Source organism: Brevundimonas sp. GW821-FHT10A07, from assembly GCF_059415785.1.
The window spans coordinates 215,280-229,884 of the sequence record NZ_JBWKNX010000001.1; the positions used below are offsets into that span (position 1 = coordinate 215,280).

Here is a 14,605-nt window from a genome sequence, read left to right on the forward strand (position 1 = left end):
CCGCCCATGAGCGCGCGCCCCACACTGATCTTCGACTTCGATTCGACCCTGGTCGGGTTCGAGACCCTGGAAGCCCTGGCCGATATCGCCCTGGCGGGATCGCCCGAGGCGGATCAGGTCCGGGCTCAGATCGCAGATCTGACAGACAAAGCCATGTCCGGTGAAATCGCATTCGGCGAGGCGCTGCGCCGCCGTCTGGCCCTGCTGCCCCTGACCCGCGCCCATATCGCGACCCTGGCCGAGACGGCGCCGGATCACCTGACCGCCTCGGTGCGGCGCAACCTGAACTTCTTCCAGCAGCACAAGGGCAAGGTGGTCATCCTGTCCGGCGGCTTCCGCGAGGTGATCGCGCCGGTGGCCGAGATGCTGGGCGTGTCGCTGGACCGGGTGCTGTGTAACGACCTCGTCTATGACGCCGACGACCGGGTGACGGGTGTCGATGACGCGAATCCCCTGTCCCAGGCCGACGGCAAGCCGGCCGTCATCCACGCCCAGAAGCTGTCGGGTCGGGTCGTCATGGTCGGCGACGGCTGGAACGACGCCGAGGTCAAGCTGGCCGGGGCCGCCGACGTCTTCTACGCCTTCACCGAGGTCGCGCGCCGCGCGCCGGTGGTGGAGGTCGCCGACGCCGAGGCCGCATCGCTGGACGAGGTGCTGCACGCCGAAGGCCTGGTGGGCCGCTGGTCCTTCCCGCGCAGCCGGATGAAGATGCTGTTGCTCGAGAACATCCACCCCGCCGCCGTCGAACGGCTGGAGGAGGCCGGCTATTCGGTGGAGACGGTCAAGGGCGCCCTGGACGAGGACGACCTGATCGCCGCCATCAAGGGCGTGCATGTGCTGGGCATCCGCTCCAAGACCACGGTCAGCCGTCGGGTGCTGGAAGAGGCTGATCGGCTGATGGCCGTCGCCGCCTTCTGCATCGGCACCAACCAGATCGATCTGGACGCCGCCTCCGATCACGGCGTGGCGGTGTTCAACGCCCCCTATTCGAACACCCGCTCGGTCGTGGAACTGGCCATCGGTCTGATGATCGTCCTGATGCGCGACGTGGTGGACAAGTCCGCCGCCATGCATGTCGGCCAGTGGAACAAGTCGGCGACCGGATCCAAGGAACTGCGCGGCAAGACCCTGGGCATCGTCGGCTATGGCGCCATCGGCAGCCAGTTGTCGGTCCTGGCCGAGAATCTGGGGATGCGGGTGCTGTTCTATGACCTGTCGGAGCGGCTGGCCCTGGGCAATGCGCGACGCATGCGGTCGCTGGACGCCCTGCTGGCCGAGAGCGATGTCGTGACCCTGCACGTCGACGGGCGTCGCGAGAATTCCAACATCTTCGGCGCAGCCCAGTTCGCCCGGATGAAGGAAGGCGCACTGTTCCTGAACCTGTCGCGCGGCCATGTGGTCGACGTCGGCGCCCTGTCGCAGGCCATGGGCTCGGGCCGCGTCGCCGGCGCCGCCGTGGACGTCTTCCCCGAGGAGCCGCGCACCAATTCGGACCCGTTCGAAAGCCCGCTGCAGGGGATGAAGAACATGATCCTGACCCCGCACATCGGCGGATCGACCGAGGAGGCGCAGGAAGCCATCGCCGAGTTCGCGGCCGAGCGTCTGCTGGGCTATCTGAACCGTGGCGACACGACCTTCAGCGTCAACCTGCCGAACGTGCAACTGGCCGAGGTGTCGGGCGCGCACCGGATCCTGCACATCCACAAGAACCAGCCCGGCGTCCTGGCCGAGTTGAACCGTGCCCTGGCTGCGGCGGGGCTGAACATCCTGGGTCAGCATCTGAAGACCGATGAGCGCACCGGCTATGTCATCACCGACGTGGACCGGGACTATGATCCCGAGGCCCTCCGAACGCTGAAGACGGTGCCGGGAACGCTGAAGTTCCGCACCCTGCATTGACGGAACGACCCGTTATCTTCCGAAGGCTGACGTAACGGCATCTTGCGCTCGCCGCAGAGTGGCGCATCCTCCCGAGTAACGGCCGCGATACACGACGGCTGTGGGAGGAAATAAATGTCACGCTATCTCACCGGCGGCGCCGTCGCCGCCCTGGTCGTCGCCGCCTGCGCCTTTGCGGGCTCGGCCTCGGCCCAGACCTACAACCGCCTGGTCGTGTTCGGCGACAGCCTGAGCGACAACGGCAACCTGTATCTGGCGTCGGGCGGGACGCAGCCGCCCAGCCCGCCCTACTACCAGGGACGATTCTCCACCGGTCCGGTCTTCACCGAACTGCTGGGCTTCAACGCGGTCAATTTCACCGGCTCCGTCAGCGGCAGCATCAACTACGCCTTCGGCGGCGCTCGCACCGACGCCTCGGCCGGCCCTCCGCCGGGCATGTTGACCCAGCTGGCCGCCTACACCAGCCGGGGCGGGACCTTCGGGTCCAATGACCTGGTCAGCGTCCTGGGCGGCGCCAACGACATCTTCCAGGGACTGCCCGCCGCCGGCGCATCGGCAAGCCCGGTCGGCGCCATCACTCCGGTCGCGACGTCGGCCGCCGCCAACATCAACAGCCTGGTCAACAGCGTCGCCGGCGCGGGGGCGGGGACCATACTGGTCACCAACCTGCCCAAGCTCAGCCTGACGCCGCAGTTCCGGGGCACGACGGCCGCGCCCCTCGCCGACTATGCGGTGACGACCTTCAATACGGCCCTGCTGACGGGCTTGAACACCACGGCCGCCGCGCGGCCCGGCAGCAACATCATCCTGATGGACCTGTTCAAGATCGGCGACACCCTGGCCGCCGATCCGGGCCAGTTCGGCATCACCAACGTGACCCAGGCCTGTTTCAACGGGGTGACGGTCTGTTCGAACCCAAGCAGCTATTTCTACTTCGACGGGGTCCATCCCACCGCAGCCGGGCATCAGATCATCGCCCGTCTGGCGACCGACTACCTCTACTATGGCGACATCGGGTCCCAGGCGGCCCTGCAGGGCGAGACCACATTCCGGCACCGCGAGGACGCCCTGGATGCAGCCAGCGAGGCCCTGTCGGGTCGTGAAGCCTGGGAGGCCGGCGTGGCGGTCACCGCCTCGGCCATGGTCGACAGCGTGGACACGGACGCGCGCCATTCGGTCACCGAGTCGTCCAGCGACGGCTGGGGCGGTCGGATCGCGCTTGAGGCGGGACCGTCGGCGAACTGGCGCTTCGGCATGGCCGGCACGGCGCGCAAGACCGATGTCGAAAGCCAGGCCCTGACCTTCAACGTCGAGAGCTTCGGCCTGGATCTGTATGGCGGCTGGCGCTCGGGCGACCTGTTCGTCAATGCGGCGGTCGGGGTGGCGCGCGACAATATCGACGACATCGAGCGCACCACCAGCCTGGCGCCCATCGTCCACACGGCCGAGACCCGCGCCTTCAGCACGGGCGCGCGGCTGCAGGGCGGGATGTGGTTCGACATGGGGGGTGTGGCCCTGTCGCCCCGCGCCGCCGTGACCTGGGCCACCAGCGACGTCGACGGCTATTGGGAGCAGGGCGTCGCCGCCCAGTACGAATATGAGGATCGCGAGATGAAGGCGATCAGCGGCGAGGTGGCGCTGCGGGCCGAGGCGGAGATGGGCGGGTTCGGCCTGTTCGCCGAGGGCGGTTATCGCGACGCCCTGGACGACAGTTCCGACCCGGTGCGCGTCGGCCTCTACAACAACCCGGCGCAGGTGCTGGAGCGGGAGGTCGAGGATCCGTTCGGCGGCCAGTTCCTGGCCTCGGCCGGGGTCGAAGGGTCGCTGGGGCCCGTCAAGGTGACGATCGCCTATCGCGGCCGGTACGGCGAACACGCCGACAGCCATATGGGCGGCGTTCAGTTGCGGCTGCCGCTGTAAGAGGGAAGGCGGGGAAGGGGCCTCAGCGCCCCTTCTTGCGCACCCACATGGCGGCGTCCGCCTCGGTCAGCCAGATTTCGGGGTCGGTGTGGCCGTCCCAGGCGCGGACGCCGAACGAGCCGCCCAGCGCGGTCTGCTGGCCGTTCCAGACGAAGCCCTCGGTCTTCAGCGCCTCGCCCAGCTGGCGCGCCTTGGCCTGGCCTTCATCGACGCCGGCGTTCAGCATCAGCAAAGCGAATTCGTCGCCGCCCAGGCGGCCAACGGCGTCCGATTCGCGCAGATGGCCCAGCAGCATCCGCGCCACCGCCACCAGGGCGGCGTCGCCCGCGGCGTGGCCCAGCCGGTCGTTGACCCCCTTGAATCCGTCCATATCCAGATAAAGCAGCACCGCCGGCACGCCGTGGCGCTGGCAATAGGCCATGGTCCGCTGCAGGGCGGCGACGAAGCCGCGGCGGTTCAGGGCCGGGGTCAGGACGTCGTGGTCGGCCGCCGCCTCGGCCGCAGCGGCGCGCTGTTTCCAGGCGTCCAGCTCGGCGCGCAGGCGCGCGATCTCGGCGGTCAGGTCGTGTTCGGCCACGTCGGTCACGGCGCAGGCTGGCTCCGGCGGCGCGACTCAACCGGACGCGCGATAAGCGGATGTTAGAGGCTGAACGGCCGAGATTGAAGGCGGGGCCGTAGCGAAACCCGCCGTAAACACGGCCTGTATCGGTTGCGGGCGTCCGCCGCGTGCTGTAACGGGCGGCCTTTCCGCGAGGGGCCTTGAAGATATGGCGACTTCCGCAACGCCGGTGGCGATCATCATGGGCAGTCGGTCCGACTGGCCGACGATGAAGCTGGCCGCCGACAAACTGGATCAGTTGGGCGTCGCCTGGACGGCCAAGGTCGTCAGCGCGCACCGCACCCCCCAGCGGCTGGTCGAGTTTTCGACCGGCGCCAAGGCGGCCGGTTTCAAGGTCATCATCGCCGGGGCCGGGGGCGCCGCCCACCTGCCGGGCATGGCCGCCTCGATGACCGAACTGCCGGTGCTGGGCGTGCCGGTCCAGTCCAAGGCCCTGAAGGGCATGGATAGTCTGTTGTCCATCGTGCAGATGCCGGCCGGGGTTCCGGTCGCGACCCTGGCCATCGGCGAGGCGGGCGCCGCCAACGCCGGCATACTGGCCGCCCAGATCCTGGCCTTGTCGAACGAGGCTCTGGCCGCACGGCTGGCCGCCTTCCGCGCCGCCCTGACGGATTCCGTCGCCGAAACCGTCGAGGACTGAGTGCCCACGCTTCCGCTCCCCCCCGGTTCGACCCTCGGCATTCTCGGCGGCGGCCAACTGGGCCGGATGCTGAGCCAGGCGGCTGCACGCCTGGGCTTTGACGTCGTCATCCTGGACCCGGAGCCCGACAGCCCGGCCGGTCGGGTCTCCACCGCCCAGATCGTCGCCGCCTATGACGACCCCGAGGCCCTGACGGCCCTGGGCCGGGCCGCCGACGTCGTGACCTTCGAGTTCGAGAACGTGCCCGCCGCCTCCATCGAACGGCTGGCCGAGGCCGGCGCCCTGGTCGCGCCCGGACCGACCGCCCTGCGCGTGTCGCAGGACCGGGTGGAGGAAAAGACCTTCCTGAACGCCGTCGGCGCCTCGACGGTCGAGTTCGCCGTGGTCGACACGCTGGACGATCTGGTCCTCGGCCTGACGACCCTGGGTCTGCCCGCCCTGCTGAAGACTCGCCGCGAAGGCTATGACGGCAAGGGCCAGGTCTGGATCCGCACTCTGGAGGAGGCCCCCGCCGCGCTGGAAAGCCTGGGCGGCCGCCCGGCCATTCTGGAGGCCAGGGCGAGCTTCGTTCGCGAACTGTCGGTGATCGCCGCGCGCGACTGGGACGGCCATATGGCGGTCTATCCGCTGGGCGAGAACCGGCACGAGGGCGGGGTGCTGCGCACCACACTGGCGCCGGCCACGGTGGACGAGAAGACCCAGGTCCGCGCCCGCGCCATCGCCGAAGCCATCCTGGACGGGCTGGACTATGTCGGGGTCCTGGGGGTCGAGCTTTTCGATATTCCGGTTCCGGGCGGCGACGACGTCCTGCTGGTCAACGAGATCGCGCCGCGCGTCCACAACACCGGCCACTGGACCCAGGACGGCTGCGTCTGCGACCAGTTCGAACAACATATCCGCGCGGTGGCCGGATGGCCTCTGGGGCCGACGTCGGCTCACGCCCGCGTCGAGATGAAGAACCTGCTGGGCGACGAGGTCGAGCAGTGGCGCGCCCTGGCCGGCAAGTCGGACGAACGCCTGCACCTGTACGGCAAGGCCGAGGCCCGTCCCGGCCGCAAGATGGCCCATGTGAACCGCGTGCTGGGCGCAGTCTGAACCAATGCGGGCGAAGCGCCGCAGCTAGGACGAAAGGTCCGGGCGGGGCCGCTTGCATTCCGGGCCTCGCGGGTCGATCTGGACGTGGTGATGTCTTCCCCTGCCATAGTGATCATCGGCGCCGGCGTGCTGGGCCTGAGTACGGCCTTCGAGCTGACGCGACGCGGCCATAGGGTGACTGTGGTCGACCCCGGCGGACCCAACGCCTCGCGGGTGGCGGCGGGCATGGTGGCGCCGGCCATGGAGGCGGCGATCGACGATGTCTCGCCGGACCGGGCGGCGCTTCTGCGTGCGGGACGCGATCTGTGGCCCGCCTTCGCCCAGGCGTCCGGCGTGGCCTTCGCGCGGCGTCCGGCCGAATGGCGCGGCGGAGACGTGGACGCCATGGCGGCGCGGCTGAAGGCCCTGGGTTTCGAAGCCCGCCGCGACGGTGATCGGGTGATCACGGACGAGGACGGTCAGATCCAACCGGAACAGGCGATGGCGGCCCTGCACGCCGCGCTCGGCGACGGGATCATCCAGGGGCGCGTGGTCCGGCTGACCGCCCAGTCCGACGGCTGGACCATCGAACTGGACGATCGGACGCTGGCGGCCTCGGCCGTCGTGCTGGCGACAGGAGCCGGCGACGCGATTCCGGGTTCGCCGGAGGCGACGCGCACCTTGGTCGAGAACGTCCAGCCGATCCGGGGGCAGATCGGGGTGGCCAAGGCGGATCTGGCGTCCCACGCCTTGCGCGGGCCGGGGGCCTATGTGGCGCCTATGACCGGCGGAGCGGTCATAGGCGCGACGATGGAGCCGGGACGCCGCGACACCGTACCCGACCCGGCCGTGGGCGAACGCCTGCTTGAGGCGGCCTGGCGGGTGCTGGGGCGCTCGCCCGAACCGCTGGACATCGAATGGCGCGCCGGGGTGCGCGGGGCCTCGCCGGACGGGTTGCCGATGGCGGGCCCGGCGCCGGACGGAGCAGGTCTGTTTCTGGCCCTGGCGCCGCGTCGCAACGGCTGGCTGCTGGCGCCGATGGTCGGGGCCGTCGTGGCCGATGCGATCGAGGGGCGGGCGCCGTCGCCTGCGGCCCGCGCCCTCGATCCTCGACGGTTCTAGTCCGCCATCGCGAAACGGACGGTGAAGTTGACCGTCGCCCCGTCCACCGCGCGGCCGTCGACCGTGCGGGGGTTCATGCGGAAGTCCCGCGTCAGGCTCATGGCCGCCCGACCGAAGCCCTGGCCGTTCGGGGTTTCGCCAGCGACGCGGCAGGCGGTCAGGCCGCCGTCGATGCGCACGACGCAAGAGAGGCTCGCGGAGCCTGACAGGCCATTCTCGGCCGCGCGCGTCGGATAGGCCCGCGCCATCTGCGCCGCCGACGGACGGCTGGCCCAGGTCGGGTTGTTGATGACCGAGACGGCGCGGATCGGCGTTTCCGTCGTCGCCGTGCCGCCTTGGACGCCGGTCGGGGCCGTGCTGACGACCAGACCCGGGGTCGCGTCGACGACAGGGACGTCCGGCGCGGCGAAGGGCGAGGGCTCCGTCGTCGGGAAGACCACCGGCGGCTTGTGGGTCGGATTTTGCGGCGCGGGCGGCGCCTTAGCCTCGACCTTCGGCAGGGGTTTCGGACGCGGCAGGTCCAGGGTGACGATGGTCGGCGGCGGCGCCGGCGGAGCGACGTCGGGCGCCTTCAACTGGAACCGCTGGTTATAGAGCACCACGCCGGCGCCGACATGGGCCAGGACCGACAGGCCGATGGCCGCCCACATCCAGCGCGGCAGTGGTTTCTTGCGTTCCCCGAAGTCGATGGGGCTGACGGCGCCGGGACCCCCGGCGGCACGGATCATCATGACTGCACTCCCTCGTTCACCGCCCCCGCAGCGCCCGTAACAGAAAGTGAGCGCTCAGGTTGTGGCGGCTTTGCGGCGAAGATACGCGGTTCGACAAACGTCGATCATGGCTCGGCTGTTAACGCTGTCGTTAACGATTAACGGTTGATTAACCACGTTCGACGACCCTCCGCTTGTCATGGGCATCAGAGCGATTCCATCTTCCGGCGGGGTAGAGGCGGCCATCCAGCGCGCCTCGACCGCCGTGGGAGTCGATTACGACTTCCTGGTCAAGACGGCGCGGCGCGAGAGCGCCATGAACCCGTCGGCCAAGGCGCCCACCTCATCGGCGGCAGGCCTGTTCCAGTTCATTGAACAGACCTGGCTGGGGACGGTCAAACAGCATGGCGCCCAGCACGGCTACGGCCAGTACGCCGATCTGATCCACCGGGGGACCGACGGACGCTGGCGCGTGGAGGGATCGGCGCGAAATGTGGTGCTGGACCTGAGATTCGATCCGCACGCCGCCTCGGTGATGGCGGCGGAGTTGACGGCGTCCAACGCCGCCTATCTGCGCGGGCGCACCGGCAAGGAGCCCGGCGCCGGCGATCTGTACGCCGCCCATTTCCTTGGGCCGGCGGGCGCGGCCAGTCTGATGAACGCCCTGGACCGCAACCCGGGCGCCAGCGCCGTCGCCCTGTTCCCTGATGCGGCCCGGGCCAACCGCAGCATCTTCTACAAGAACGGGCGGGCGGCCACGGTTTCCGAGGTCCATGCCAATCTGCAACGCTCGGCGGGCGACGGCGCGCCGGCGGCCGGGGCGGGGGATACGCGGTTCCCAATGCCGGAATTGAGCGATCGGGATCAGGTTCTGGCGGCGCGGATGGATCGGCTGAAGCAGGATCAGGGCATCCTGGCCCTGCTTCTGGGCCAGGACGGATCGGGCGGAAGCGGCTTCGGCGGCGCCTTTTCGCCGAACGGCGGGGAATCGACCTGACCGCCGTCCGGTCTCTCCATAGTAAACCGACCGTTAAGCATGGCAGTCTCATGATATCGGACACGCCCGATTCCCTGACGAGCCGTCCATGACCGCCCACCGCGCCCGACTGACCGAAATGGACATCCAGCGCCTGGTGAAGGCGGCCGATGACGATGAACGCGCGGAGGCGGCGCACAAGCTGTGCCGCAATATGGATCGCGCCGATCTGGACGACCGGGACCGGCAGGCGGCGCAGAAGATCGTGCGGCTGCTGGCCAATGACGCGGCCGAACTGGTGCGTCGGGCTATGGCCGTGACGCTGAAGGCTTCAGACCTGATCCCCAATGACATTGCCCGCCGGCTGGCGGCGGACGTGGACAGCATCGCCCTGCCGATCATCGGCGCTTCGCCGGCCTTCAGCGACGAAGACCTGATCGAGATCGTGCGCGGGGGCGCGGCCTTGCGTCAGGTCGCCGTCGCCGGTCGACCGCGCGTGTCGCGCGACGTGGCTCAGGCGCTGGCGGACGAAGGCTGTGAACAGGCGGTCAGAGCCCTTGCGGCCAATGACAACGCAGACCTGTCGGAACGCGCCCTGGGGGCGATCGTCGATCGTTTCCCGGACTCGGCCGAGGTGGTGACATCCGTCGCCTATCGCCAGGTGCTGCCGCTGCATATCACCGAGCGTCTGATCGAGCTGGCCAGCGAGACGGTGCGCGAACATCTGGTCTCGCGGCATGCGATGGCGCCCGAGACCGCCATTCGCCTGGCTCAGTACGCACGCGAGCGCGCCACGGTCGATCTGGTGGATCAGGCCGCGAGCAGCGCGGACCTGGGCGCCTTCATGGCGCAGTTGAATCTGCGCAAGGCCTTGAACGCCTCGCTGTTGCTGCGCGGCCTGGCGCGGGGACAGATGGCGATGTTCGAGCATGGTCTGGCCGAGTTGGCCAACACGCCGCATCACCGGGCCTGGCTGATGATCCATGATGCAGGACCTCTCGGGCTAAAGGCGATCTATGACCGGGCCGGCCTGCCGCCACGGCTGTTCCAGGCCTTCCGCGCGGGGGTCGACACCTGGCGCGCCCTGTCGGCCGAGGGGGTTGATACGGCGAGCGAGGTCTTCCGCCAGCGCATGTTGGAACGGTTCCTGACCCAGCGGCCGAACGTCCTCCGCGACGACCTAGCCTATCTGATGGAGCGGCTGGACCAGGCGCCCGTCCGCCCCGCAAGGATCGCCGCCACCGCCGCTTGAGTCCTGGGGTACAGCAAAGAAAAGGCCCGCCTGACGGCGGGCCTTTTCATTTTGGAGGGGGCTGAAGCTCAGCGCGCCTTGTGTTCGGCGACCTTGGCTTCCAGGGATTCGGCCAGGATGCGGCCGGTCGGGTTTTCGTCGGTCTTCACCTGGTCGCGAACCACGGCGCGGATGGCGTCGATATGGGCGTCGATGATGATCAGGGGCGCGTTCTGGCGGGCGCCGGCGTCGTCCAGCAGGCGGCAAAGCGAACCGGCGATACGGGTCACCAGCGGGTATTCATACGTCGTTCCCAGCCCCTTCAGGTCATGGGCGCGGAAGTACAGGGCCTCGGCGGTCTCTGCGTTCAAGCCCTGTTCACGGACGTCGGCCTGGGCCTTGTCCAGCTTGACGATCTCGTCGTTCAGCCACTGTCCGAACTGGGCGGACATGGCCTTCAGCGCTTCCTCCGCCCGTGCGATGGCGTCGGCGTTGATGCCGAAACCGCCGCCGACCTTCGTGCGAAGGGGGGGCGTGGGGCGAATGACGTGCGCCGGGTCGCTCATGGGAGACTCCATAGAAATTTCGGCGAAGCTTATCCGCGCGCCCTTAAGAAGGGGTGTAGGGGCTATCGTCAGTTGGCGAACTGCTCGGCCATCACCCGCTCGTCGAACGACCGGCCTGCGTCAAACAGCATGGTCAGGGCGACGTCGCGGCGTTCACGCACCTCAACCCGCGCCACGCGCCGAACTTCGAAATTGTCGGCCGTGGCGGAGACCGGCCGCTTGTCCGGCTCCAGCACGTCGAACCGCACCTTGGCGCCGTGGGACAGCAGGGCGCCGCGCCAGCGACGGGGACGGAAGGCGCTGATCGGGGTCAGGGCCAGAATACGGGCGTCCAGAGGAATGATCGGGCCGTGGGCCGACAGATTATAGGCGGTGGATCCGGCCGGGGTCGCCACCAGGCAGCCGTCGCACGACAGCTCTTCCAGCCGCACCCGGTCGTCGACCGTGATCTTCAGCTTGGCGCTCTGGCGGGTCTGGCGAAGCAGGGAGACCTCGTTGATGGCCAGGCCGGTGTGGACCTCGCCGCTCTCGGTCCAGGCGTCCATCTGCAGCGGATGGATCACAGTGCGTTCAGCGGCGACCACGCGGGCGATCAGATCGTCCTCGTCATAGTCGTTCATCAGAAACCCGACCGAACCGCGGTTCATGCCGTACACCGGGGTGCGACGACGCAGGTTGGCGTGCAGGGTCTCCAGCATCTGCCCGTCGCCGCCCAGGGCGACGATGACGTCGGCCTCTTCTTCCGGAACGGCGCCGTAGCGCGCGATCAGACCCTGGCGCGCCGCCTGGGCCTCAGGGCGGTCGCTGGCGGTGAAGGCCAGGGCGGGGACGGGCGGAGTCGGGTTCACGCGCGAACGTGAGCCTCAGCTTGGCGCCGAAGTCAAACTGTCGCGAATCTTTCCATCATCTGGCGGAAGGCGCGGGCTGCGGAATGACTGTTCATCGGCGTGGCGGACCAGCCGCCGTCGCCGGGCAGGCCGTCGGTCAGCTTGCGCAGTTCGGCCAGGACGGAGGCGAAAACCGCCTTGTCCAGGCCCACGGCGGTGCACGCCAGATAAAGGGGTTCTGCTGTCGATGAGTGAATCGCGGCCCGGACCTGGGCGGGGCTGAACCCGCCCAGGTGGCCCAGAGCTCGTTCGAACAAGCCGTATCGCTGCTCGCGCAGGGCGCGGATGAGGATGCCGGGACGCAGTTGGCCGGCCGCCTGCAGCTTGTCGACCAGGCGACGTTCCATTTCCTGGCGTTCGCGATCCTCGGCGTTGCGGCCGTTGGGCAGGGGGCGCCAGACCGGGATTCGTGACGCCTTTGCGGACGCTTCCCGCACGGCGGCGTTCAACAGCCGGTCGTCGATCTGGAAACGTTCGCCGATCGACTGGCGCAGGGCCTGGCCGACCCATTGGTACAGTTCCTGCGCCAGGGACTCGCTGAGCCTGGGATGGCGCGCCAGGGGCGCGCGCAGTCCGGCGATACGGCGGGAGTGTTCGACCAGGCGGTGCATGGCGGCCTCGCCGATCTCGGCGCTGCGGTTGGAGGCCAGGGCGGTCATGGTGACGGGATCCGCGCGGTCCAGAATGGCGTCCACGACGCCGCCCGACAGATTGGGGCGGCGGGCCACGGCGATCTGGTGCTCCAGCGTGGTCTCGACCAGGACGCGGATCAGGGCGGCGTCCTTCAGCAGGGGGCTGGCGGCGATGACCGGGGCGGCGATGTCGATTTCGTCCAGCGCCAGCATGTCGATCAGCGCCGGCGGGGCCCAGTCGGCGTGAGCCAGGCGTTCGGACAGCTGCCTGCGGATCTCGTGCTCGGCCTGGGCGGCCAGGGTCAGGAAGATCTCGCCGAGCGCGGTCGGCAGGGGCGTGGCCGGCGCGGCGCTTTCACACAGGGCGATGACGCCCATCAACAGGCGGTGACGATCGTCTGGAGCCTTGCTGCGGGCTAGATCGACAAGGTCCTGCGGCGACGGATCTCTGGCCGTTCTGGACGAGGTCCTCAGTTGGACGACAGCGGACACGGCGACTCCCGGACGCAGCAAACTCTCGCGATCATCATGGGGCTGCGGCGTGAAGACGCGGTTAACGGAATCTGAAACGTGACGGTTAACCCCCTGCGGACTGGGCCTGCAGCCGCTTGACGGATCGACGACGGAGGGAGACGCTGAAGCAAAGCCCAGCAGAGGCCCTGCCATACAGGAGGAAACCATGGCCGACGGAGCCCATCCCGCATTGAAATCCCGCGTGTCCGAGGCCGAATGGCAGGTGCGTGTGAATCTGGCCGCCCTTTATCGCCTCGTGGCGCTGAACGGGTGGGACGACATGATCTTCACCCACATCTCGGCCCGCGTGCCCGGCCCCGAGCATCATTTCCTGATCAATCCCTACGGCTATTATTTCGACGAGATCACCGCCTCCTCGCTGGTGAAGGTCGATCTGGAGGGGAACGTCGTTCAGGAGACGACCGACTTCATCAATCCGGCCGGCTTCACCATCCATTCGGCGGTCCATGCGGCGCGCGAGGATGCGAAATTCGTCATCCACCTGCATACGGTCAACGGGGTCGGAGTGGCCGCCCAGCAGCATGGATTGCTGCCTATCAGTCAGAACGCGTGTTTACTGCAGCATCAGGTTGCGTATCATGGGTATGAGGGACTGGCCCTGAATCTTGACGAACGCGAACGTCTGGTGGCCGACCTGGGGGGCAAGTCACTGATGCTGCTGAGAAATCACGGCACTTTGGCGGTCGGGGAAACGGCGGCGCAGGCATGGATCGGGATATTCTTCCTCGAGAGGGCCTGCGCACAGCAGGTGGCCGCCCTGTCGGGCGGCCGCGAACACGTGCTGATCGCGCCGGATCAAGCCCAGTCCGAAACCAGGGAACAGGGGCGGGGCATCAGCTTCGTTTCGTCCCTGGCCTGGCCGGGCGCCCTGCGTCAGCTGGATCGGAAGTCGCCCGGCTACGACGCCTGAAGTCCGGCGGGGCGTTCGGCGCCCTGGCGGCCGTCGTCGGCCTGTGCGGAGGTCTTCTGGCCGAGGAGGCCTTCGCCGGGGCCTGGACCCAGCCCAGGGGCCGGGGACAGGCGATCGTCAAATACGAGGACATGCGCGCCGAAACGGGCTTCGATCCCTCAGGCGAAGAGCAGCCGCTGGGGGCCGACCGCACCGACACGACGCTGGGTCTGTTCGCCGAATACGGGCTGACAGATCGTCTGACCCTTCAACTGAAGGCCGATTGGCAGCAGGGGGAAGACGCCTTCGTCGACTATGAAGGGCGAGGACCGGTCGAGATCGGGGCGACTTGGCAGGTCTGGCGCGACGATCACAACGCCGTCAGTCTCTATGGCGGATACGCTCAAGCCGGCGAGGGGCGCAACGCAGGCTACGCCTCGCCGGGCGTCGGCGAATACGACTGGGAGGCGCGGGCTTCAGCGGGTCGATCGTTCGGCGGGGCCGGAGCCCGGTGGGGCATGGATCAGTCCTTCGTCGAACTGCAGGTCGCCCGCCGGCTGCGCGACGGTCTGCCTGATGAAACCCGTGTGGACGCTACGCTGGGCGGGCGTATCGGGGGCCAGTGGCTGGTGATGGGCCAGGCTTTCGGCGGCGCGGCGGACGGCGGCGCACGTTGGTTGTCGCTCGAGGCGTCCGTGGTGCGCGACATGGGCGGCTGGAGCGTCCAGGCCGGTTGGCGCCAGACGGTCGCGGGTCGGGAGACGGCCATCGCCCATGGACCGGTTGTGGCGATCTGGCGCAGGTTTTGAACGTAATCCCGGCGACGGAATTCAGCGTAGGCGACGTTACCAATAGGTAATGTTGCGCATGGCGGAGAGAAGCCGCTAAGCGTGCGCGTCCTCTGAA

At 68.6% G+C, this 14,605-nt stretch carries 14 protein-coding genes; 9 read left to right on the forward strand and 5 right to left on the reverse strand.

Features of this window, described 5'->3' with window-relative positions:
- The first annotated feature begins 6 nt into the window (after positions 1–6).
- Together serA and AC07NC_RS01000 are read left to right on the forward strand one after the other, a co-directional pair.
- Positions 7–1,899 (forward strand): phosphoglycerate dehydrogenase, encoded by a 1,893-nt coding sequence (gene serA, locus AC07NC_RS00995; protein WP_494568315.1) that lies wholly within the window; start codon positions 7–9, stop codon positions 1,897–1,899.
- Between the two features lie 114 nt (positions 1,900–2,013).
- Positions 2,014–3,819 (forward strand): autotransporter domain-containing protein, encoded by a 1,806-nt coding sequence (locus AC07NC_RS01000; RefSeq protein ID WP_494568316.1) that lies wholly within the window; start codon positions 2,014–2,016, stop codon positions 3,817–3,819.
- A 22-nt stretch (positions 3,820–3,841) separates the two neighbouring features.
- On the opposite strand, the gene AC07NC_RS01005 is transcribed toward AC07NC_RS01000, so the two are convergent.
- Positions 3,842–4,405, reverse strand: coding sequence for a GGDEF domain-containing protein (locus tag AC07NC_RS01005; protein ID WP_494568317.1), 564 nt, complete (start codon positions 4,403–4,405; stop codon positions 3,842–3,844).
- Between the two features lie 181 nt (positions 4,406–4,586).
- Between AC07NC_RS01005 and purE the strand changes: the two genes are divergently transcribed.
- The 3 genes from purE to AC07NC_RS01020 all read left to right on the forward strand — a co-directional run bounded on the left by purE (position 4,587) and on the right by AC07NC_RS01020 (position 7,274).
- Positions 4,587–5,078 (forward strand): 5-(carboxyamino)imidazole ribonucleotide mutase, encoded by a 492-nt coding sequence (gene purE, locus AC07NC_RS01010; protein ID WP_494568318.1) that lies wholly within the window; start codon positions 4,587–4,589, stop codon positions 5,076–5,078.
- Positions 5,079–6,173 (forward strand): 5-(carboxyamino)imidazole ribonucleotide synthase, encoded by a 1,095-nt coding sequence (locus tag AC07NC_RS01015; RefSeq protein WP_494568319.1) that lies wholly within the window; start codon positions 5,079–5,081, stop codon positions 6,171–6,173.
- 90 nt (positions 6,174–6,263) lie between these two features.
- A complete protein-coding gene (locus AC07NC_RS01020) occupies positions 6,264–7,274 on the forward strand; it encodes an NAD(P)/FAD-dependent oxidoreductase (RefSeq protein WP_494568320.1) in 1,011 nt (336 codons plus the stop codon).
- Here AC07NC_RS01020 and AC07NC_RS01025 read toward each other — a convergent pair.
- Positions 7,271–8,005, reverse strand: a complete 735-nt coding sequence (locus tag AC07NC_RS01025; protein ID WP_040349396.1) for a TonB family protein — start codon at positions 8,003–8,005, stop codon at positions 7,271–7,273. The two genes, AC07NC_RS01020 and AC07NC_RS01025, sit on opposite strands and share 4 nt — an antisense overlap.
- 178 nt (positions 8,006–8,183) lie before the next feature.
- Here AC07NC_RS01025 and AC07NC_RS01030 point away from each other — a divergent pair, with 178 nt between their 5' ends.
- Together AC07NC_RS01030 and spbR are read left to right on the forward strand one after the other, a co-directional pair.
- On the forward strand, positions 8,184–8,981 hold the full coding sequence (locus AC07NC_RS01030) for a transglycosylase SLT domain-containing protein (protein ID WP_494568321.1): 798 nt from the start codon (positions 8,184–8,186) through the stop codon (positions 8,979–8,981).
- Between the two features lie 88 nt (positions 8,982–9,069).
- Positions 9,070–10,212, forward strand: coding sequence for a SpbR family protein (spbR, locus tag AC07NC_RS01035; protein ID WP_183195740.1), 1,143 nt, complete (start codon positions 9,070–9,072; stop codon positions 10,210–10,212).
- Between the two features lie 68 nt (positions 10,213–10,280).
- On the opposite strand, the gene AC07NC_RS01040 is transcribed toward spbR, so the two are convergent.
- From AC07NC_RS01040 to AC07NC_RS01050, 3 genes are all read right to left on the reverse strand, one after another.
- Positions 10,281–10,757 carry a hypothetical protein gene (locus AC07NC_RS01040; RefSeq protein ID WP_008264077.1) on the reverse strand — a complete coding sequence of 159 codons (477 nt, stop codon included), beginning with the start codon at positions 10,755–10,757 and terminating at the stop codon, positions 10,281–10,283.
- Between the two features lie 68 nt (positions 10,758–10,825).
- Entirely contained in the window at positions 10,826–11,605 is a 780-nt protein-coding gene (locus AC07NC_RS01045) for an NAD kinase (protein WP_154725186.1), read from the reverse strand.
- 32 nt (positions 11,606–11,637) lie between these two features.
- Positions 11,638–12,768, reverse strand: a complete 1,131-nt coding sequence (locus tag AC07NC_RS01050; RefSeq protein WP_494568322.1) for a DUF2336 domain-containing protein — start codon at positions 12,766–12,768, stop codon at positions 11,638–11,640.
- Between the two features lie 187 nt (positions 12,769–12,955).
- Here AC07NC_RS01050 and AC07NC_RS01055 point away from each other — a divergent pair, with 187 nt between their 5' ends.
- Together AC07NC_RS01055 and AC07NC_RS01060 are read left to right on the forward strand one after the other, a co-directional pair.
- Positions 12,956–13,720 carry a class II aldolase/adducin family protein gene (locus AC07NC_RS01055; RefSeq protein WP_494568323.1) on the forward strand — a complete coding sequence of 255 codons (765 nt, stop codon included), beginning with the start codon at positions 12,956–12,958 and terminating at the stop codon, positions 13,718–13,720.
- Between the two features lie 131 nt (positions 13,721–13,851).
- Positions 13,852–14,508 carry a hypothetical protein gene (locus AC07NC_RS01060; protein WP_008261419.1) on the forward strand — a complete coding sequence of 219 codons (657 nt, stop codon included), beginning with the start codon at positions 13,852–13,854 and terminating at the stop codon, positions 14,506–14,508.
- Positions 14,509–14,605: the final 97 nt, after the last annotated feature.

Coding starts and splice junctions, on each gene's coding strand:
- serA (WP_494568315.1), top strand. CDS start 7: ATGAGCGCGCGCCCCACACTGATCTTCGACTTCGATTCGACCCTGGTC.
- AC07NC_RS01000 (WP_494568316.1), top strand. CDS start 2,014: ATGTCACGCTATCTCACCGGCGGCGCCGTCGCCGCCCTGGTCGTCGCC.
- purE (WP_494568318.1), top strand. CDS start 4,587: ATGGCGACTTCCGCAACGCCGGTGGCGATCATCATGGGCAGTCGGTCC.
- AC07NC_RS01020 (WP_494568320.1), top strand. CDS start 6,264: ATGTCTTCCCCTGCCATAGTGATCATCGGCGCCGGCGTGCTGGGCCTG.
- AC07NC_RS01025 (WP_040349396.1), bottom strand. CDS start 8,005: ATGATGATCCGTGCCGCCGGGGGTCCCGGCGCCGTCAGCCCCATCGAC.
- AC07NC_RS01030 (WP_494568321.1), top strand. CDS start 8,184: ATGGGCATCAGAGCGATTCCATCTTCCGGCGGGGTAGAGGCGGCCATC.
- spbR (WP_183195740.1), top strand. CDS start 9,070: ATGACCGCCCACCGCGCCCGACTGACCGAAATGGACATCCAGCGCCTG.
- AC07NC_RS01040 (WP_008264077.1), bottom strand. CDS start 10,757: ATGAGCGACCCGGCGCACGTCATTCGCCCCACGCCCCCCCTTCGCACG.
- AC07NC_RS01055 (WP_494568323.1), top strand. CDS start 12,956: ATGGCCGACGGAGCCCATCCCGCATTGAAATCCCGCGTGTCCGAGGCC.
- AC07NC_RS01060 (WP_008261419.1), top strand. CDS start 13,852: ATGCGCGCCGAAACGGGCTTCGATCCCTCAGGCGAAGAGCAGCCGCTG.